Origin of the sequence: Bradyrhizobium sp. 1200_D9_N1_1, from assembly GCF_052075915.1 — a bacterium.
Classification (GTDB): Bacteria; Pseudomonadota; Alphaproteobacteria; order Rhizobiales; family Xanthobacteraceae; genus Bradyrhizobium; species Bradyrhizobium diazoefficiens.
In genome coordinates this window covers 112,473-130,696 of record NZ_CP197226.1, presented here as the reverse complement: position 1 = coordinate 130,696, position 18,224 = coordinate 112,473, and the positions used below count along the sequence as shown (strand labels likewise).

The 18,224-nt window shown below is 64.0% G+C and carries 18 protein-coding genes and 1 tRNA gene; 10 read left to right on the top strand and 9 right to left on the bottom strand.

Annotation, left to right across the window (positions count from 1 at the left end; genetic code table 11):
* The first annotated feature begins 103 nt into the window (after positions 1–103).
* Entirely contained in the window at positions 104–910 is an 807-nt protein-coding gene (locus AB5K84_RS00580) for an undecaprenyl-diphosphate phosphatase (RefSeq protein WP_011083541.1), read from the top strand.
* Positions 911–1,130: 220 nt separating this feature from the next.
* Here AB5K84_RS00580 and AB5K84_RS00575 read toward each other — a convergent pair whose 3' ends face one another.
* Positions 1,131–2,096, bottom strand: coding sequence for a complex I NDUFA9 subunit family protein (locus AB5K84_RS00575; protein ID WP_011083542.1), 966 nt, complete (start codon positions 2,094–2,096; stop codon positions 1,131–1,133).
* Between the two features lie 150 nt (positions 2,097–2,246).
* On the opposite strand from AB5K84_RS00575, the gene AB5K84_RS00570 reads away from it, so the two are divergent.
* Positions 2,247–2,333: transfer RNA gene (locus tag AB5K84_RS00570), tRNA-Leu, on the top strand.
* Positions 2,334–2,419: 86 nt separating this feature from the next.
* On the opposite strand, the gene AB5K84_RS00565 is transcribed toward AB5K84_RS00570, so the two are convergent.
* Positions 2,420–3,691 carry an MFS transporter gene (locus AB5K84_RS00565; protein WP_011083543.1) on the bottom strand — a complete coding sequence of 424 codons (1,272 nt, stop codon included), beginning with the start codon at positions 3,689–3,691 and terminating at the stop codon, positions 2,420–2,422.
* Positions 3,692–4,036: 345 nt separating this feature from the next.
* Between AB5K84_RS00565 and AB5K84_RS00560 the strand changes: the two genes are divergently transcribed.
* The 7 genes from AB5K84_RS00560 to ptsN all read left to right on the top strand — a co-directional run bounded on the left by AB5K84_RS00560 (position 4,037) and on the right by ptsN (position 10,623).
* Positions 4,037–4,651: a ribonuclease D gene (locus tag AB5K84_RS00560; RefSeq protein WP_011083544.1), complete on the top strand. Its 615-nt coding sequence runs from the start codon at positions 4,037–4,039 to the stop codon at positions 4,649–4,651.
* Positions 4,652–4,795: 144 nt separating this feature from the next.
* A complete protein-coding gene (gene lptC, locus AB5K84_RS00555) occupies positions 4,796–5,530 on the top strand; it encodes an LPS export ABC transporter periplasmic protein LptC (RefSeq protein ID WP_011083545.1) in 735 nt (244 codons plus the stop codon).
* Between the two features lie 5 nt (positions 5,531–5,535).
* Entirely contained in the window at positions 5,536–6,246 is a 711-nt protein-coding gene (locus AB5K84_RS00550; RefSeq protein ID WP_038965157.1) for an LptA/OstA family protein, read from the top strand.
* Positions 6,247–6,467: 221 nt separating this feature from the next.
* The gene (gene lptB, locus AB5K84_RS00545) at positions 6,468–7,466 is read left to right on the top strand and encodes an LPS export ABC transporter ATP-binding protein (protein ID WP_011083547.1); all 999 of its coding nucleotides are present in this window, start codon (positions 6,468–6,470) and stop codon (positions 7,464–7,466) included.
* Between the two features lie 91 nt (positions 7,467–7,557).
* Positions 7,558–9,171 (top strand): RNA polymerase factor sigma-54, encoded by a 1,614-nt coding sequence (rpoN, locus tag AB5K84_RS00540; RefSeq protein WP_011083548.1) that lies wholly within the window; start codon positions 7,558–7,560, stop codon positions 9,169–9,171.
* 156 nt (positions 9,172–9,327) lie between these two features.
* The gene (gene hpf / locus AB5K84_RS00535; protein WP_011083549.1) at positions 9,328–9,939 is read left to right on the top strand and encodes a ribosome hibernation-promoting factor, HPF/YfiA family; all 612 of its coding nucleotides are present in this window, start codon (positions 9,328–9,330) and stop codon (positions 9,937–9,939) included.
* A 222-nt stretch (positions 9,940–10,161) separates the two neighbouring features.
* A complete protein-coding gene (gene ptsN / locus AB5K84_RS00530) occupies positions 10,162–10,623 on the top strand; it encodes a PTS IIA-like nitrogen regulatory protein PtsN (RefSeq protein ID WP_011083550.1) in 462 nt (153 codons plus the stop codon).
* A gap of 29 nt (positions 10,624–10,652) precedes the next feature.
* On the opposite strand, the gene AB5K84_RS00525 is transcribed toward ptsN, so the two are convergent.
* Positions 10,653–11,153, bottom strand: a complete 501-nt coding sequence (locus AB5K84_RS00525; protein ID WP_236842290.1) for a GNAT family N-acetyltransferase — start codon at positions 11,151–11,153, stop codon at positions 10,653–10,655.
* A gap of 210 nt (positions 11,154–11,363) precedes the next feature.
* Here AB5K84_RS00525 and AB5K84_RS00520 point away from each other — a divergent pair, with 210 nt between their 5' ends.
* Entirely contained in the window at positions 11,364–12,476 is a 1,113-nt protein-coding gene (locus AB5K84_RS00520; protein ID WP_011083552.1) for a tetratricopeptide repeat protein, read from the top strand.
* 132 nt (positions 12,477–12,608) lie between these two features.
* On the opposite strand, the gene AB5K84_RS00515 is transcribed toward AB5K84_RS00520, so the two are convergent.
* From AB5K84_RS00515 to ugpB, 6 genes are all read right to left on the bottom strand, one after another.
* Entirely contained in the window at positions 12,609–12,881 is a 273-nt protein-coding gene (locus AB5K84_RS00515) for a DUF1150 family protein (RefSeq protein WP_011083553.1), read from the bottom strand.
* Positions 12,882–12,932: 51 nt separating this feature from the next.
* Positions 12,933–13,358 carry an Hsp20 family protein gene (locus AB5K84_RS00510; protein WP_011083554.1) on the bottom strand — a complete coding sequence of 142 codons (426 nt, stop codon included), beginning with the start codon at positions 13,356–13,358 and terminating at the stop codon, positions 12,933–12,935.
* A 298-nt stretch (positions 13,359–13,656) separates the two neighbouring features.
* Positions 13,657–14,742: a sn-glycerol-3-phosphate import ATP-binding protein UgpC gene (locus AB5K84_RS00505; RefSeq protein WP_011083555.1), complete on the bottom strand. Its 1,086-nt coding sequence runs from the start codon at positions 14,740–14,742 to the stop codon at positions 13,657–13,659.
* Between the two features lie 20 nt (positions 14,743–14,762).
* The gene (ugpE, locus tag AB5K84_RS00500) at positions 14,763–15,611 is read right to left on the bottom strand and encodes a sn-glycerol-3-phosphate ABC transporter permease UgpE (protein ID WP_011083556.1); all 849 of its coding nucleotides are present in this window, start codon (positions 15,609–15,611) and stop codon (positions 14,763–14,765) included.
* Complete coding sequence (gene ugpA / locus AB5K84_RS00495) at positions 15,611–16,492, bottom strand: sn-glycerol-3-phosphate ABC transporter permease UgpA (RefSeq protein WP_038965158.1); 882 nt, start codon at positions 16,490–16,492, stop codon at positions 15,611–15,613. Before ugpA ends, ugpE begins: the two co-directional genes overlap by 1 nt.
* 49 nt (positions 16,493–16,541) lie before the next feature.
* Positions 16,542–17,858 (bottom strand): sn-glycerol-3-phosphate ABC transporter substrate-binding protein UgpB, encoded by a 1,317-nt coding sequence (ugpB, locus tag AB5K84_RS00490; RefSeq protein ID WP_011083558.1) that lies wholly within the window; start codon positions 17,856–17,858, stop codon positions 16,542–16,544.
* Positions 17,859–18,224: the final 366 nt, after the last annotated feature.

Genomic DNA, 18,224 nt, shown 5'->3' with positions numbered 1-18,224 from the left:
TCAAAACCGCGAAGCAAGAGCGTGATGTCGTATTTTGCGATTGCAGCATGAAGGCGAATAGGCGAGAAGAACCCCGCTTTTCCAGCGGAAATGGACCGTAAATATGTCAGATGCAATACGGGCAGTGATCCTCGGCATCATCGAGGGTGTGACCGAGTTCCTTCCCGTTTCCTCGACCGGCCACCTCCTGCTTGCGGAGCGCTTCTTTCATCTCGGCGAAGGCGCCTTCTGGGATTCGTTTACGGTTCTGATCCAGCTCGGTGCGATCCTCGCGATCGTCGGGCTGTACTTCAAGAAGCTGTGGGATGTCGTGATCGGCTTCTTCACGGGCGACACCTATTCGCGCCGTTTCGTGATCGGCGTGCTGGTGGCGTTCCTGCCGGCTGTCGTGGTCGGCCTCGTCGCCGGCAAGTACATCAAGAGCGTGCTGTTCAATCCGTGGGTCGTGTGCTTCACGCTGATCGTCGGCGGCGCCATCCTGCTCTGGGTCGACAAACTCGACCTCAAGCCGCGCGAGCATGACGCCACCCGGTTTCCGCTGCTGATGTATCTCTATATCGGCATCGCGCAGTGCGTGGCGATGATCCCGGGCGTATCGCGCTCCGGCGCCAGCATCGTCGCCGCCATGCTGCTGGGCGCGGACAAGCGCGCGGCGGCGGAGTTCTCGTTCTTCCTCGCGATCCCCACCATGATCGGCGCGTTCGCCTACGACTTCTACAAGAACCGCTCCGAGATGACGATGGACCACATGGGCATCGTCGCGATCGGCTTCGTGGTGTCGTTCATCACCGCGGTCATCGTGGTGAAGACGTTTTTGACATACGTCACCCGCCACGGCTTCGTGGTGTTCGCCTGGTGGCGCGTCATCGTCGGCACGCTCGGCCTGATCGCGCTGGCGTTGGGGCGATAACTCTCGAAAGCTTGCTGACGCGCCGGTCCTTGCCGCAAGGACGGTGCGCTCCCTCTCCCGCTTGCGGGAGAGGGCTGGGGAGAGGGTCTCTCCGCAGAGAGACTCGCGATGACGAGAAAGCCTTCACCCGGCGCGCGGGACGATGCTTCGCATCGCCCGGAACGCGCCGACCTCTCCCGCGAGCGGGAGAGGTTAACCGAGCCCGCGGCCTAAGCGGGGCTCAAATGCTCATGCGCTGGAACTGCCCGGCGGCGCGGAAGCGCCAGAGATATTGCGGAGCGATCGCTTCCAGCGAATCCGCCGTGATGCCTAGGCCTTCCAGCGTCAGCCCAGCCGCCTTCGCCGCATCCGACACGACATTGTCGCGCTGGAGCAGCGTGACCTGGTCGGGCGTCAGCTTGAACGCGCCCGGCGCGAATTGCAGGAAGTTGGCCTGGAAGCGGGCAAGCCCAAACGGCAGCGGCACCAGCGTCGGCTTGCGAGCGGTGATCTCGAGGATGGCCTCGATGATCTCGCGCATGGTCAGCACTTCCGGCCCGCCGAGCTCGTAGGTCGCGCCCGCCTTGGCCTTGCCGTCGACCGCATCGGCGATCGCGGTGGCGACATCGCCGACATAGACCGGCTGCATCTTCGTCTCGCCGCCGATCAGCGGCAGCACCGGCGACATCCGGGCCAGCGCCGCAAAGCGGTTGGTGAACTGGTCCTCGGGGCCGAACATCACGGACGGGCGGAAGATCGTGGCCGAGGGCACCGCGGCCAATACCGCCGCCTCGCCGGCCGCCTTGGCCTTGGCATAGCGCGAGGGCGATTCCGCGTCGGCGCCGATCGCCGAGACATGCACCAGGCGGGCCCCTACGGCGGCCGCCGCCTTGGCGACCGTCTCGGCGCCCTTGGCCTGGACCGCGTCGAAGCTCTGTTTGCCACTCTCGGTGAGGATGCCGACCAGGTTGATCACGACATCCGAATCACGCAGCGCCGCCTCGACCGAGGCGGGGTAGCGCAGGTTGGCCTGCACCACATGGACCTGGCCGACCTTGCCGGAGGGCTGGAGGTATCCAGCCAGTTCCGGCCGCCGCACCGCGACCCGGACCCGGTAATCGCGCTTGCACAGCGCCCGGACGACATTTCGGCCCAAAAACCCCGATCCGCCGAAAACCGTGACGAGAGTTTCCAGATTCGATGCCATGGGGATCTTTTCCTGAGGGAGAGTGCGCCTGACGAGGCTTGTATCGAGCCGGTTTGCGATGCGCAATCCGCAAGCCGAAACATGGCTCAAGCATGAATTGACAACGGCGTCACCGAACCGTAGTAACCGCCTCCGTGCCCCAAACGGCATGCCCAGGTGGTGGAATTGGTAGACGCGCTGGCTTCAGGTGCCAGTGGCTTAACGGCCGTGAAGGTTCGAGTCCTTTCCTGGGCACCATTTTGCGGGATCTGGACCCAAAATGGGGCCGCTCCCGGTCTGCGTTGCCGTCGCGAAGATCCCTAGCGGGACAAATCCGCCCGCCCTCAGACCACCCTTTTCCCCGCCCGCTCCGCCACCGCCTTCTGCACAAAATACATCGCGACCAGCGACACGATCGCCGATGCGACGACGACGTAGCCGATCCGGTCGAAATGGATCAGCGAGCCGTCCGGCGCTTGCGCGATGATCGCGCCGGCGAGCATCGAGCCGAGCCCGCCGGAGAGCTGCTGGAGTGAGGCGCTGATCGCGCTGAACGAGCCGCGCTGGCTGGGGTCGGGGATCGCCGACATCAGCGCCTGCGACGGGATCATGCGCGAGAAGATGCCGACGAACATCAGGACGTTGACGAGGATCGCGGTCGCGAGCGAGACGTGGCCGAGATGGGTGTAGATCAGCACCATGATGACAGACACCACGCTGCCGAAGACAAATGTGGGATATTTGCCGAACGCGTCGCTCGCCCGGCCGACCAGCGGGCCCGTGACGATGCTGAACAGGCCGGAGACCAGATAGATCGTCGGCAAATGCAGCATGTCGATGCCGAGATTGTTCACGGTGTAGGCGCTGGAGAACGGCATCAGCATGTACCCGCCCGTCGCCAGCAATGTCGTGACCGCGAAGGCCAGCGTGTAGCGCTTCTGTGCGACGGTCGCGATCAGATGGTGGAACGGGTTCCTGTCCTGCTTCAGCCGCAGATGCGCGTCGACCGGCTCCATGGCGAAGGCAATGATGGCGATCGCCGCGATCGACAGGCCGACGATCGCGGCGAAGCAGACATGCCAGTTCCAGTGATTGGCGAGAAACAGCCCGGCGGGAATGCCGAGCACCTGGCTCGCGGCGAACGCGGTCTGGACGAATCCCATCACGCGGCCGCGCAAATGCAGCGGGAACAGGTCGGTGATGATGGCCAGCACGACCGAGCCGATCACGCCGCCGAACAATCCGGTCACGATCCTGCCGAGCAGCAGCACATGGTAGGTCTGCGCCATTGCGCAGAGCAGGGTGCCGAGCGTGAAGCCGACATAGAAGAACAGCAACAGGCGCTTGCGGTCGAAGCGGTCGGCAAAGCCGGCGGCCAAGATACCCGACAGTCCCGCGCTGAATGCGTAGGCCGACACCGCGACGCCGAATTGGGTGGCCGTGATGTCGAGCGCGGGCATCAGGATGGCGCCGAGCGGCGACATGATGATGAAATCGAGGATGATCGTGAACTGTGTGAACGCGAGCAGCGCGATGAGGAGCGCCTGGTAGCGCGAAAAGCCGCGCTGGCGGTCCTGTTGATCGTCGATAGGCGCTGCGAGCGTCTGTTCGGTCATGACATCTCATTCGTGGTGAGCGGGGCAAGGGCGCGGGGGATCGGCAACAGATGGGGTGGGTGGGGACGATTTTCACGGGGCGCATGACGCAAGTTGTGCCGGACCATGAAGCTCGCGCCGGGTTGTGGGATCCATGCAACAGCCCGGGGGCCGGAAGCCGTCCATCTCCGCTCGCAGCCTTGATCGCATGCCACGCACCTGCCGCGAGATGCTTGGCGGCGATCTGCCGGGGCGCGTGAGGGCATGACCGCGGTTGCGCGGACGGCCCGCAATGGCTACATCGCGGGCAATCCGAATTAGCCTATTGTGCCGACAGACCGATTCGACCCGAGGTTTTGAAACGCCATGACCGTACGCCTGCACCGCGGCGACCTGCCCGACCTGTCCCGCTACACCGGAGCGGTGGCGATCGACACCGAGACCATGGGGCTGAACCCGCACCGCGACCGGCTCTGCGTGGTGCAGCTCTCGCCCGGCGACGGCAGTGCCGACGTCGTGCAGATCCCCAAGGGCCACACCGACGCGCCGAACCTGAAGGCGCTCTTGGCCAATCCCGCCATCACCAAGATCTTCCACTTCGCGCGGTTCGACGTCGCGGTGCTGTACCAGAGCTTCGGCGTCATGACCGGACCGATCTATTGCACCAAGATCGCCTCCCGCCTGACCCGCACCTATACCGACCGCCACGGCCTCAAGGACCTCGTGCGCGAGGTCCTCAATGTCGACCTCTCCAAGCAGCAGCAATCCAGCGACTGGGGCTCCGACAGCCTGACCGAGCCGCAGCTCGCCTATGCCGCCTCCGACGTGCTGCACCTGCACGCCCTGCGCGAGCGGCTCGACGCCATGCTGGTCCGTGAGGGCCGTACGGGGCTGGCGAAGGCCTGCTTCGACTTCCTGCCGACCCGCGCCTTGCTCGACCTCCAGGGCTGGGCGGAAGAGGACATTTTCGCGCATTCCTGACACCTCGACGGGCGGCTAGGTTGGGCCAATCGCCCCGTTTCGGACACTTTCGTATCGGCCTGTCCGAGGCTGCATATTCAGGCGGCGCCGGGTACAATGGCGCGCACTTGACCGGACCAGGCGAGCGACACCTCAGGAGCCCAGGTGAATTCGGCCCAGAATCCCACCTACGACGCCGCGCTTGCGGCGAAGTTTGCCAGCGCGGCGCGCCACAGCCGCCTGGTGCGGATTCTGCGCGTCGCGGTCCCGGGCGCGGTGCTGTTGTCCCTGGCCGCCATCGTCGGCGTCTCGATCTTCAATCCATTTCGCATGCTGTTGCCGAAGCTGCCGCTCGATTCCGGAAACCTGGTGGTATCGGGCACCAAGATCACGATGGAATCGCCGCACCTCGCCGGCTACACGCCGGACCGGCGGCCGTACGAGCTCTGGGCCAAGACCGCGACGCAGGACATCACCGACCCCGACCATGTCGATCTCTCGGACCTTCGCGCAAAGGTCCTGATGGAAGATCAATCGACCCTGTTCCTTGATGCCCGCACCGGCCGCTTCGACAACAAGCAGCAGCAGCTCGACCTGCACAAGGACATCTTTCTGCGCACCTCGACCGGCTATGAGGCGCGGCTGAACTCGGCCTTCGTCGACATGGGCAAGGGCACGGTCTCGTCGGACGAACGTGTCGACGTCAAGCTGACCAACGGCACGCTGACCGCGGATCGGCTGCGCATCACGGAAGGCGGCGATCTCATCCGCTTCGAGGGCAATGTGGTGATGCATCTGGACAAGCTGGATGACCCCGCCGCTGCTCAGCCCGCGCCGGCCGAGCCGACGCCGCCGGTGAAGACACGTACGCCGCAGAACAAGTCCGCCAATTCAAAGTGATTTTCATGATCAGGTTTTTCCCGCGCAACGACAGCAAACGGTGCGCCGCCATCGGTGCGGCCGCGCTTGCCGCCACTGTCGCGCTGATGGCAATGGGCGCGGCGATCGCACAGAGCACGATGCAAGGCGTGCCGAATGCGATGCAGGGCTTCTCGCAGAACCGCGATCAGCCGATCCAGATCGAGGCCGCTTCGCTCGAGATGCGCGACAAGAAGAAGGAGGCGACCTTCGCCGGCAACGTGAAGGTCATCCAGGGCGACACCACCATGACCTCGAAGACGCTGGTGGTGTTCTACGAATCCGGCGGCGACAAGCCGGCGACGCCGCAGCCCGCGGCGAAGGGAGCCAAGGCGGCCCCGATGCAGTCGGCGACGCCGGGCCCGGGCGGCAGTTCCTCGATCAAGCGGCTGGAGGCGCGCGGCAATGTCGTGGTCACCCAGAAGGACCAGGTGGTCACCGGCGACACCGCCGTGTTCGACACCAAGACCAACCTCATCACCATGCTCGGCGGCACGGGTCAGGTGGTCCTGACGCAGTGCAAGAACGTGCTACAGGGTGACCGATTGGTGGTCGACATGACCACAGGCGTCTCACGGGTGGAGTCGGACAGCGGCAAGGTACGGGGCCTGTTCGACCAGAACAGCAAGTGCGGAACGCAGGCGGGCCCTGGCTCAGGTCCAGCCCTGCAATTGCCCGGCGCAACTAAACCGAAGTAAATTCAACAGCTTGTGTCGGGCGCTCCCGATCCGAGGTTGAAGCTTGCCCGGCGAGACTGTATCTAGCGCGCAGGGCTTTCGAAGCGGGGTCCTCCGCTTATCGGGCGTGTTTCACTGGGCATGAGACATCCCTTCACCCATGCTGCGTCGGCGAATCGTAACGCCGCCGCGGCAGATCGCGCGAAGACCGCGCAAAAACTGCGCGAGGCTAGAAGGCGGGGATGGTCGATCTTTTCAGCATGTTCCGTCGGCGCCCCGCCAAGCGCGGCCGGCCAGGATTTGCGCGTCAGGACATCACCGCGCTCGGTGACAGCGTCGGCGGGCTGGTGGCGAGCCCCGTGCGCGACGCGCCGCCGATCGCCCGGGACCAGCCGATGCACGCGCCCGACCACTTTCAGGCCGATTATCAAACCGAGCCGCCGCGGGCGCAGGCGGTCCACCCGGTCAGGGCCGCCGCCAGGCCGAACGGCGCCGGCGGGCCGCAGCTTCTGAAGCGGCCGGGCTTCCTGGCTGTGCATAGCGTGGAAAAAGCCTTCGGCAGCCGCCAGGTGGTGCGCGGCGTCAGCATCTATGTGCGCCGCGGCGAGGCGGTCGGCCTGCTCGGTCCGAACGGCGCCGGCAAGACCACCGTGTTCTACATGATCACCGGCCTGATCAAGGCCGATCGCGGCGCGATCGAGCTCGACGGCCACGACGTCACCAAGCTGCCGATGTATCAGCGCGCGCGGCTCGGCATCGGCTATCTGCCGCAGGAAGCCTCGATCTTCCGCGGCCTCACCGTCGAGCAGAATATCCGCGCCGTGCTCGAAGTGGTCGAGCCTTCGCGCAAGAAGCGCGAGCAGCAGCTCGACTCGCTGCTCGACGAATTCAACATCACGCGCCTGCGCAAATCACCGTCGATCGCGTTGTCCGGCGGCGAGCGGCGCCGCGTCGAGATCGCGCGCGCGCTGGCGACGCGTCCGAACTACATGCTGCTCGACGAGCCCTTCGCCGGCATCGATCCGATCGCGGTCGGCGACATCCAGGATCTCGTCCGCCATCTCACCAATCGCGGCATCGGCGTACTCATCACCGACCACAATGTGCGCGAGACGCTCGGCCTCACCGATCGTGCCTATATCGTCTATGCCGGGGAAATCTTGACCGAGGGCAGCCCGGATGAGATCGTCGCCGATCCGGACGTTCGCCGCCTTTACCTTGGCGAGGAATTCCGCCTCTAGCCTGTTTTTGCGCTACGTCAAGACGTGTACATCAGGCTCAGACTAGGATAAGCAAAAATCGGACCAACTTTTTGGGATCGGTTCTTGCTTCATGGCGCTCACGCAGAGATTAGAGTTCCGGCAATCGCAGTCGCTGGTCATGACGCCGCAGCTGATGCAGGCGATCAAGCTGCTGCAATTGTCCAATCTCGATCTCACGACCTTCGTGGAAGAGGAACTCGAGCGTAATCCGCTGCTGGAGCGGGCCAATGACGAGGCCTCCGGCGGCGAAGCCCCGGCCGAGGCCGGCCAGTTCAGCGATTCCGACGGCGGCCACAACGACGAGCCGGGCGGGGGTCCGGGCGAGGCGTTCGAGCCGGGCCAGGAAGAATGGATGAGCAAGGATCTCGGCACCCGCGCCGAGATCGAGCAGACCCTGGACACGGGCCTGGACAACGTCTTCTCCGAGGAGCCGGCCGAGGCCGCGGCGCGCAACGCCCAGGACGCCGCGCCGACCACCTACACGGAATGGGGCGGCGGCGCCTCCGGCGACGAGGACTACAATCTCGAGGCGTTCGTCGCCGCCGAGGTCACGCTCGGCGATCATCTCGCCGAGCAGCTCTCGGTCGCATTCACCGCACCCGCACAGCGCATGATCGGCCAGTACCTGATCGATCTCGTCGACGAGGCCGGCTATCTGCCGCCGGATCTCGGCCAGGCCGCCGAGCGACTTGGCGCCTCGCAGCAGGAGGTCGAGGACGTCCTGGCCGTGCTGCAAAAATTCGATCCGCCCGGCGTCTGCGCGCGCAATTTGAGCGAATGCCTGGCGATCCAGCTCCGCGAGCTCGACCGCTACGACCCGGCGATGCAGGCGCTGGTCGAGCATCTCGATCTCCTCGCCAAGCGCGACATCGCGGGCTTGCGCAAGGTTTGCGGCGTCGACGACGAGGACATCGCCGACATGATCGGCGAGATCCGCCGTCTCAACCCCAAGCCCGGCATGAAATTCGGCGCGGCGCGGCTCCAGACCATGGTGCCCGATGTCTATGTCCGTCCGGGTCCGGATGGCGGCTGGCATGTCGAGCTCAACAGCGACACCTTGCCGCGCGTGCTGGTCAACCAGACCTACTATTCCGAGCTGTCGAAGAAGATCGGCAAGGACGGCGACAAGTCCTATTTCACCGACGCGCTCCAGAACGCGACCTGGCTCGTTCGCGCGCTCGACCAGCGCGCCCGCACCATCCTGAAAGTTGCAACCGAGATCGTGCGCCAGCAGGACGGCTTCTTCACCCATGGCGTCGCGCATTTGCGGCCGCTGAACCTGAAGGCCGTCGCCGACGCCATCCAGATGCATGAATCCACGGTGTCGCGCGTCACTGCCAACAAATACATGGCGACCAACCGCGGCACGTTCGAGCTGAAATATTTCTTCACCGCCTCGATCGCCTCGGCCGACGGCGGCGAGGCGCATTCGGCCGAAGCCGTGCGCCACCACATCAAGCAGCTGATCGATTCGGAAGCGCCGGCCGCGATCCTGTCGGATGATACCATCGTGGAACGGTTACGCGCTTCGGGCATTGATATTGCCCGCCGCACGGTCGCGAAGTACCGCGAAGCCATGCGCATTCCTTCCTCGGTGCAACGTCGCCGCGACAAGCAGAGCGCTCTTGGTAACGTCCTCTCTACCGCAATGTCCGATCGCTCCCGCAACCCCGAGCCGGCCTGATTGCGCTGGCGCCAAATCGCGCTACTCTCAATCTCCCATCGAGACCGATCCATGCGCGCGCATGATCCGGACCCGGAGGGCCGCGCCAGCGCCAGGTGTGCAGCGGTTGTCCGCATGGATCACGCGCAGACAAGAACCTAACCAGGTGAGGTTCACATGACTCTCCGCATTTCGGGAAAGAGCGTCAGTGTCGGCGAGGCCCTGCGCGGCCGCGTTTCCGACCGGACCGAAGAGGTCCTGCGCAAATATTTCGACGGCAATTATTCCGGCCACATCACGCTGAGCAAGGATGGCTTCGGCTTCCGGACCGATTGCGCGCTGCATCTCGATTCGGGAATTACGCTGGAGGCCGATTCGAACGCGCCGGATGCCTATGCCAGCGCCGACCAGGCGCTCGTGATGATCGAGAAGCGGCTCAAGCGCTACAAGAGCCGGCTCAAGGACCGCTCGGCCCGCAAGGCCCATGTCGCCTCCGCCGCTCTCGCGGCCATGGACGCCACCAGCTACGTGCTGGAAGCGCCGGGCGAGGGTGAGGACGAGGACGAGGTCACCGGCTACAGCCCGGTGATCATCGCCGAGGCAACCACCTCGCTGAAGCAGCTGTCGGTCAGCGAAGCCGTCATGGAACTCGACCTCAGCGGGGCACCCTGCCTGGTGTTCCAGCATGGCTCCAGCGGCCGGGTGAACATCATTTACCGCCGGGCCGACGGCAATGTGGGCTGGGTCGACCCGCCCGGAGGCAAGGCAGATGGCAAAGCGGGCGGTTAGGGCCGGATTCGGGCCCCGTACGATCCGCAGGCCTTAACAATGACCGGGGCAAAGCCGCACGCAGGAGTTGGCACCGGGATTGCGTTGGAGTAGAAGCGCCCCACATCAGGACCGGGGCTAAGTCCCCCTCCTGCTTCACCTTCTTGACGCCGGCCCGGCGTGGTTTCTCTCCAAGCTGGCCAATTCGGAACCTGACGGTTTAATTCACCTCGGAAACCCTCCATGCCGATTACCGATCTGGTCGCACCCGAGGCGATTCTCCCGGCATTGAAGGTCAACAGCAAGAAGCAGGCCTTGCAGGAGCTCGCTGCCAAGGCTGCCGAGCTGACCGGACAGAACGAGCGCGCCGTGTTCGAGGTGCTGCTGCAGCGGGAAAAGCTCGGCACCACCGCGGTCGGCTATGGCGTCGCGATTCCCCACGGCAAGCTGCCCAAGCTGGAAAAGATCTTCGGCCTGTTCGCGCGCCTCGATCGCCCGATCGATTTCGAATCGATGGACGGCCAGCCGGTCGATCTCGTCTTCCTGCTGCTCGCCCCCGAAGGGGCCGGCGCCGATCATCTCAAGGCGCTCGCCCGCATCGCCCGCCTGTTGCGCGACCAGGACATCGCCAAGAAGCTGCGCGCCTCGCGCGACGCGCAGGCGATCTACTCGGTGCTCGCGCTGCCGCCGGCGACCGCGGCCTAAGGCCGCCCGATCTGCTTTCTTGAGTGCGTTTAGAGGGTGCGCGACAGATAGCGTACCGTTTTGCTGCCCTTGTGGATGCTTGCGCGGCCGACCTCGGCAAATCCCAATGCAGCGCGAAAGGCATCCGACGCCGGATTCGGAGGCTGCTGGTTAACTTCGCAGACAATGCGATCGTACCCGGCCTCGGCCGCGCGATCGAACAGGTCGGCATAAAGCCGGCGCGCGCATCCCATGCCTCGAGCGGAAGCTGCGACCACGATCCGGTCGACATAGACAAAGCGCGCGTAGCGGGATCGAAACCACAGGAAGTTCGGGCTGTCGTATTGTCCGTCCTGATCCAATGCGATCATGAAAGCATCGAGATTGCCGATCCTGCGGGCGTAGAAGGCTTGCGCGACGAGGTCTTGCAGCCGCTCGCGCTCGAGCCATGACAACTCCTCTGCGTGGCTGTTGTTGAGCGCAAGCAGGGCGTCACAAAGCGGTGTGCCGGACGAAATCTCGAATTTGGTGACCGGGACGGGTGCGATCATGTTCATGGCGACGATCTACCAGCCGCGAGATGCAAAGCAAAACCGGCACAGGTTTGCTTGCCCGAACCTGTGGCGGCGCCTGCGGCGTAACCCTCACCCGTTCGAACCGAAGCCGCGCCGTCTGCGACTTATTTCGCAGCCGGGCGCTGTGATATTTCGTCACCATATCCACCGGCGACCGGCACGGCTTCGGCGCAGGAGTTTTGAGATATGGTTTGCGGTTCGATCGGCCGGGTCTTCGGTCTGCTTTGCTCGGTCACCATCGCCGCCACGGCCATGGCCCATGCCGACGAGGCATCCAACGACCGCGTCATCGCGGAAAAGACCGAGATCATTGTAGCCGACCCGACCAATGCGGTCGCTTACGAGCTGCGTGGCGAAGCCTGGTACATGAAGCGGGACAAGGACCGCGCCTTCGAGGACTGCAGCGCTGCGATACGGATCGATCCGAATTTCGGGCGGGCCTATAACTGCCGCGGTCGCGCCTATTCTGCCAAAGGCGATCGCGATCGCGCCATGGCCGATTACAACGAGGCCATTCGCCTCGATCCCGGCTACGGACCGTCTTACACATCGCGGGCGCAGGAATATTTCAACAGGCGCGACTTCGATCTCGCGATCGCCGGGTTCACCGAGGCGATCGAACGCAATCCCAAACAAGCCTATTTTGCGACTGTCATGAGAGGGGAGGCGTATGCGGCGAAGGGCGACACCGATCACGCCGTCGCCGATTACACCGAGGCCATGCAGCGGAATCCGGCGGCCGCGTGGCCCTACGAGCTGCGAAGCGCCGTCCATTTCGACAAAGGCGAGATCGACGAGGCTCTCGACGACTGCAACAGCGCGGTCCGTCTGGAGCCCGGGAGTGCCGGCGGCCATTATTGCCGGGCCGTCGTCCTCGTGAAAAAGGACGACCCCGATGGGGCCATCCGGGAGTTTGACGAAGTCACACGGATCGCTCCGGCTTTCGTGAAGGCCTATCTGGCGCGCGCCGTCGCCTGGCACAAGAAGGGCGACGACAAACATGCCATCGCCGATTTCGACGAAGCGATCAGGCTTCAGCCGGGAAATTCCACGGCCTACAACAATCGCGCCGCTGCGTTTCGCGACATGGGACAGCACGATCGCGCGCTCGCCGACTACAACGAGGCGCTTCGACTCGATCCCAAAAACCAGGATGTGCTGGCTAATCGCGGCCTGCTCTACATGATGATGTCCGACGCCAAACATGCGCGCGCGGATTTCAACAGCGTGCTCGCGCTGCCGCCGACCGATAAATGGGCCACCGACACCGCGCGCGAAGGGCTTGGCTTTCTGAAATGACGCGTGGGTAGGGCAGTAGCCTCACACTCCGTCATTGCGAGAGTGCAGGCGATCTGTCGCCCAAATAGAAACGGGCACGCCTTCGTGCGAAGGCATGCCCGCTGAAATCCTATTCGTGCGACGCGCGTGCGCTCAGTGCACGCTGACGGCTTGCAGCTCGTTGCTCCAGGCGTTGGCGACCGCGGCTTCGCGGCTGTCGGTCAGCATGATCGGCGTGCCATCGGCGGCGTGGAGCGCGAAGAGCTTCAGGCCGGGCGCAATCTTCGGAGCCTCGGGGAATAGCCCAGGCACGTCCTCGGAGCGGATCTGCTTCACATAGGCGATATGGCCTTCGCCGAGGGTTGCCAGCGTCTCCGGAGAGACGTTCTTGGCTTCGTATTCGAACGCAACGTGACCTTCACTCATGGTCTCGACTCCTTCACAGAAACTAAGCGGTCGAGTCCGCTACTCGTTCCATTATTCGTGCTCATTGATAGCGATTGTCTTAACGATCCTCTCCGGTTCAGGCCGGGCCAGGTCGATCGACAACAACCCGTTCTTCAGATCCGCACCCAGCACCAGCATCCCCTCCGCCAGCACGAAGGTGCGCTGGAAGTGGCGCGCGGCGATGCCGCGATGGATGTATTGCCGGGTCTTGTCGTCCTGCTGCCGCCCGCGGATCACGAGCTGGTTTTCCTCAATGGTTACATCGAGTTGGTCGCGCGTGAATCCGGCGACCGCCAGCGTGATGCGCAAACGCTCGGGCTGGCCGTCCGACCGGTCGCACCTCTCGATATTGTAGGGAGGGTAACCGTCGGCGCCTTTGACGACCCGATCGAGCACGCGCTCGATCTCGTCGAAGCCCAGAAGGAACGGACTGGAAAGCGTGGGAACACGAGACATAGTTTACAAAGTCCTCTCGAAGCGACTTTGGCATTTCAGGGCCCGGAAGCGGCGCCCCTTGGTCAGCAATATGGGCATATCCCCGTGGTGGTTCAAGGACGTAGCGCTGGGCTATGGATTCATTGCTTCCAGCGGCGCCTGGCCCAACATCGCATAGATGCTCCAGGATCATCGTAGCCGGGAGCAGCCCCGGGTCATGACGAATCTGACCGACGATTTATCCCAATGAAAACAGGCCCCTTCTACTGTGCATGGGGTTGTTTTCGCGGTTTTTGATCGAGCGGCCCCGCGGAACCGCTCAGGCCTCCAGCCGCGTCCGCCCGTCGCCGCTGAAAAGGTGCAGCTTCGGCCGTATCGCGGCGACGCGGATTCTCGCGCCGATGGTGGGGGCTTCGGTTCCGGGGATGCGGACGATGACCTCGCCGGGCGGCAGCTCGCCGGGCGTGGCGGCGACGCGCTGGTCTTCCTGCTCGCGGGAACCGTAGACGAAGGTCTCGGCGCCGACGCGCTCGATCGCTTCCACCGTGAGCGGGAGGGCGACGCCGCCGGCCGGGGTCTGGTCGGTGATGACGAAATCTTCCGGACGGATGCCGAGGACGCCGGCCTCAGCCGCACTGCCACCGAGCTGCGATTTGATCTCGTCGGAGCGCGTCGACATCAGATTCATCGGCGGTGCCCCGATGAACGAGGCGACGAAGGTCGTGGCCGGCTTCTCGTAGATCGCCAAGGGATTGCCGACCTGCTCGACCTGTCCGCCGTTCATCACGACGAGAACGTCGGCGAGCGTCATCGCCTCGAGCTGGTCGTGGGTGACGTAGATCGAGGTCGTGTTGAGCCGGCGCTGCAATTTGCGGATCTCGACGCGCATCGCGATGCGCAGCTTGGCATCGAGGTTCGACAGCGGCTCGTCGAACAAAAACACCTTCGGCTGGCGCACGATGGCGCGACCCATCGCGACGCGCTGGCGCTGGCCGCCGGAGAGCTGGCGCGGCTTGCGCTCCAGCATCGATGTGAGCTCGAGCACGCGCGCGGCTTCCTCGACGCGGGTCTTGATCTCGGCTTCCGCCATGCCGCGGTTGCGCAGGCCGTAAGCCATGTTGTTGTAGACGCTCATATGCGGATAGAGCGCGTAGTTCTGGAACACCATCGCGATGTCGCGATCGGCGGGCTCGATCTGGTTGACGACGCGGCCGCCGATGTCGATCTCGCCGCCGGTGACGGTCTCGAGCCCCGCAACCATGCGCAGCAGCGTGGACTTGCCGCAGCCGGAGGGGCCGACCAGCACGCAGAACTGCCCGTCGGCGACATCGACGTTGACGCCTTTGATGGCCTCGAAGCCGCCGGTGTAGGTCTTGCGGACATTGCGCAGGGTGACGTTAGCCATGAAAACTCACTTCCAAGAACCTACTTTTCCGTCTCGACCAGGCCGCGCACGAACAGTCTCTGCATGGCGACGACGACGAACACCGGCGGCAGCATGGCCAGCACGGCGGTCGCCATCACGATCGGCCATTCGGTCAGCGCGTCGGTGGTGGTGATCATCTTGCGGATGCCGACCTGGATGGTCTGCATGTCGTCGCGGGTGGTGATGAGCAGCGGCCAGAGATATTGATTCCAGCCGAGGATGAACAGGATCACGAACAGCGCCGCCATGTTGGTGCGCGACAGCGGCAGCAGCGTGTCCCAGAAGAAGCGCAAGGGACCGGCGCCGTCGATGCGCGAGGCCTCCAGCAATTCGTCCGGCACGGTCATGAAGAACTGGCGGAACAGCAGCGTCGCGGTGGCGGACGCGATTAGCGGCAGCGACAGGCCCGCATAGCTGTCGAGCATGTGCAAATCGGCAACGATCTTGTAGGTCGGATAGATGCGGACCTCGACCGGCAGCATCAGGGTGATGAAGATGATCCAGAAGATCGGCATCCGGAACGGAAAGCGGAAATACACGATCGCATAGGCCGAGATGATCGAGATCGCGATCTTGCCGATCGCGATCGCCAGCGCCATCACCAGCGAATTGAGCATCATGTTGCCGACGGGCTCGCGGGTCGAGCCGCTCGTGCCGACGAAGATGGTCTGGTAGTAGACCTCGAAGAAGTGCCCGCCCGGCAGCAGCGACATCTGCCCGTTCGCGATCAGTGCGTTGTCCTGGGTCGAGGCGACGATCGCGATGTAGACCGGGAATGCGACGATCGCGATCCCGATCCAGAGAATGAAATGGGCGACGTAGCGCCTGATGCCCTCGTCCTCGACCATCAGTAGGTCACCTTGCGTTCGACGAAGCGGAACTGGATTCCCGTCAGCACGATGACCATGACCATCAGGATCACCGATTGCGCCGCCGAGCTGCCGAGATTGCCGCCGAGCAGGCCGTCGGAATAGACCTTGTAGACCAGCGTGACCGTCGATGTTCCGGGCCCGCCGCGGGTCATGGTGTCGATGATGCCGAAGGTGTCGAAGAAGGCGTAGACGATGTTGACGACCAGCAGGAAGAAGATCGTGGGCGACAGCAGCGGGAAGGTCACGGTCCAGAACCGCCGCATCGGCCGCGCGCCGTCGATCGCAGCGGCCTCGAGCACGCTTTTCGGGATGGCTTGCAGGCCGGCGAGGAAGAACAGGAAATTATAGGAGATCTGCTTCCACGCGGCGGCGAGGATGATCAGCGCTGCGGCCTGGTTGCCGTCGAGCAGCGGATTCCAGTCGACGCCCAGGCCGCGCAGATAGCGCGAGAGCACGCCAAGCGAGGGATGCAGCATGAAGATCCAGAGCACGCCGACCACGGGCGGCGCGACCGCATAGGGCCAGATCAGGAGCGTGCGGTAGAGCATCGAGCCGCGCAGCGGTTTGTCGGCCATGACGGCGAGCAGCAGCGCAAAGGACAGCGACGACACGGCGATCGCGAACGAGAAGAAGAACGTCCGGACGATCGCCTCGAAATAGGCGGGATCCCTGAACAGCTCGATGTAATTGTCGAACCAGACAAAGGTGCTCGACAGACCGAAGGCATCCTGGAGCAGGAAGGACTGGATCACCGCCTGCAAGGCCGGCCAGTAGAAGAAAATCAGGACGATCGCGAGCTGCGGCGCAACCAGCGCGTAAGGCAATAGCTTTGACTGGAAAATGGCTTGCTTTTGCATGATGTCAGCAGAAGCGGCAGGCCGGGTCGCGGCCTGCCGCTTCAATGCCTCACTTCACAGCGGTCTTTTCGAACTGCCGCAGCATCGTGTTGCCGCGTTCGACAGCGGCGTCGAGCGCCTGCTTGGCGGTCTTCTTGCCGGCCAGCGCCTGCTCGATCTCTTCCGACCAGACGTCACGCAGCTGCACCATGTTGCCGAGGCGCAGACCGCGCGAGTTCTCGGTCGGCTCCTTGTTGGTCAGCTCGAGCAGCGGGGTCTCGAGATAGGGCTGGTCCTTGTAGAAGCCCTCGGCCTTGGCCTTCTCATAGGCCGCCTTGGTGATCGGCAGATAGCCGGAGGCCTTGTGGATGTAGACCTGGCGATCGGTGTCGGAGAGGAACGTCAGGAATTTCGCGACGCCCTTGTATTCCTCGGCCGACTTGCCGCCCATGACCCAGAGCGAAGCGCCGCCGATGATCGAGTTCTGCGGCGCGCCCTTGACGTCGGGATAATAGGGCATCGGCACGGCGTTGAAGTTGAACTTGGCCTGTGCCTTGACGTTGCCGAAGAAGGCCGACGAGGTCAGGTAGATCGCGCACTCACCCGAGGTGAAGCGGCCTTCGCCGGTGTTGGTGCGGCCGGCGTAGTCGTAGGTCTTGTCCTTCTGAAGTTCGACCAGCTTCTCGAGATGCTTGACCTGGAGCGGGCCGTTGAACTCGAGCTTGGTGTCGAAGCCGTCGAGGCCGTTCGCCTTGGTCGAGAGCGGCACGTTGTGCCAGGCGGAGAGCTGCTCGAGGTTGACCCAGGTGATCCATGAGCCGGAGAAGCCGCAGGTCGGATGACCGTTGTCGTGCAGCTTCTTGGCGACCTCGAACACTTCGGGCCAGGTCTTCGGGATCTCGGCGTTGACCTTCTTGAACTCGTCGAGGTTGACCCACATCACGGTCGAGGACGAGTTGAAGGGGAACGACAGCATCTCGCCCTTCGACGTGGAGTAGTAGCCGGTGATGGCGGGCAGATAGATCTTGGGATCGAACTTCTCGCCGGCGTCGGCCATCAGCTTGTAGACGGGCTTCACGGCGCCGGTCGCGGCCATCATGGTCGCGGTGCCGACTTCGAACACCTGCATGATGTGCGGCGCGTTGCCGGCACGGAACGCGGCGATGCCCGCGTTCATCGTGTCGGGATAGTTGCCCTTGTAGGTCGGGATGACCTTGTAGTCGCTCTGCGACGCGTTGAAGTCGGTGGCAAGCTTGACGATGACGTCGTTGTTGGCGCCGGTCATCGCGTGCCACCACTGGATTTCGGTCACGGCCAGGGCCGGCGAGGCCGACATGCCGACCGTGATTGCAAATGCGGCAGCCGCCCCAAAGTGTCGAAGTGCCATCAAGAAAACCTCCCTTGGCCGTCAATAAAGAAGCGCTTGCGCTAGCAGCGCCATATGACGTTCACATGACTGTGTAAGCGGCCGAAACGAAAGCGGCAAGCGCTGGAAAAGGGAAGCCGTCAAATAGGCGAATGCGACGCGGACAGCCTCGTCCGTTCGCGCTGCACACGCGTGGGTCGCGCCGCAGTGCGGCATTGCTCGTGTGAGGTCGACGATCAGGCCGCGGGCTCCAAAACCTCTCCCGCTTGCGGGAGAGGTCGCGCCGAAGGCGCGGGGGTGAGGGCTCTCTCCTCTGGGGGATTGTCCCATTGCGGAGACACCCTCTCCCCAACCCTCTCCCGCAGGGGGGAGAGGGAGCGCAGCATC

What these genes read in the sequence shown, in the direction of transcription:
- AB5K84_RS00575 (WP_011083542.1), bottom strand. Translation starts at nt 2,096, where the DNA reads ATGGCATCGAATCTGGAAACTCTCGTCACGGTTTTCGGCGGATCGGGG.
- AB5K84_RS00560 (WP_011083544.1), top strand. Translation starts at nt 4,037, where the DNA reads ATGACCGTACGCCTGCACCGCGGCGACCTGCCCGACCTGTCCCGCTAC.
- ugpE (WP_011083556.1), bottom strand. Translation starts at nt 15,611, where the DNA reads ATGGTCGAGGACGAGGGCATCAGGCGCTACGTCGCCCATTTCATTCTC.
- hpf (WP_011083549.1), top strand. Translation starts at nt 9,328, where the DNA reads ATGACTCTCCGCATTTCGGGAAAGAGCGTCAGTGTCGGCGAGGCCCTG.
- AB5K84_RS00515 (WP_011083553.1), bottom strand. Translation starts at nt 12,881, where the DNA reads ATGAGTGAAGGTCACGTTGCGTTCGAATACGAAGCCAAGAACGTCTCT.
- AB5K84_RS00510 (WP_011083554.1), bottom strand. Translation starts at nt 13,358, where the DNA reads ATGTCTCGTGTTCCCACGCTTTCCAGTCCGTTCCTTCTGGGCTTCGAC.
- AB5K84_RS00550 (WP_038965157.1), top strand. Translation starts at nt 5,536, where the DNA reads ATGATCAGGTTTTTCCCGCGCAACGACAGCAAACGGTGCGCCGCCATC.
- rpoN (WP_011083548.1), top strand. Translation starts at nt 7,558, where the DNA reads ATGGCGCTCACGCAGAGATTAGAGTTCCGGCAATCGCAGTCGCTGGTC.
- AB5K84_RS00565 (WP_011083543.1), bottom strand. Translation starts at nt 3,691, where the DNA reads ATGACCGAACAGACGCTCGCAGCGCCTATCGACGATCAACAGGACCGC.
- AB5K84_RS00580 (WP_011083541.1), top strand. Translation starts at nt 104, where the DNA reads ATGTCAGATGCAATACGGGCAGTGATCCTCGGCATCATCGAGGGTGTG.
- lptB (WP_011083547.1), top strand. Translation starts at nt 6,468, where the DNA reads ATGGTCGATCTTTTCAGCATGTTCCGTCGGCGCCCCGCCAAGCGCGGC.
- ugpB (WP_011083558.1), bottom strand. Translation starts at nt 17,858, where the DNA reads ATGGCACTTCGACACTTTGGGGCGGCTGCCGCATTTGCAATCACGGTC.
- AB5K84_RS00525 (WP_236842290.1), bottom strand. Translation starts at nt 11,153, where the DNA reads ATGATCGCACCCGTCCCGGTCACCAAATTCGAGATTTCGTCCGGCACA.
- AB5K84_RS00520 (WP_011083552.1), top strand. Translation starts at nt 11,364, where the DNA reads ATGGTTTGCGGTTCGATCGGCCGGGTCTTCGGTCTGCTTTGCTCGGTC.
- ugpA (WP_038965158.1), bottom strand. Translation starts at nt 16,492, where the DNA reads ATGCAAAAGCAAGCCATTTTCCAGTCAAAGCTATTGCCTTACGCGCTG.
- AB5K84_RS00505 (WP_011083555.1), bottom strand. Translation starts at nt 14,742, where the DNA reads ATGGCTAACGTCACCCTGCGCAATGTCCGCAAGACCTACACCGGCGGC.
- ptsN (WP_011083550.1), top strand. Translation starts at nt 10,162, where the DNA reads ATGCCGATTACCGATCTGGTCGCACCCGAGGCGATTCTCCCGGCATTG.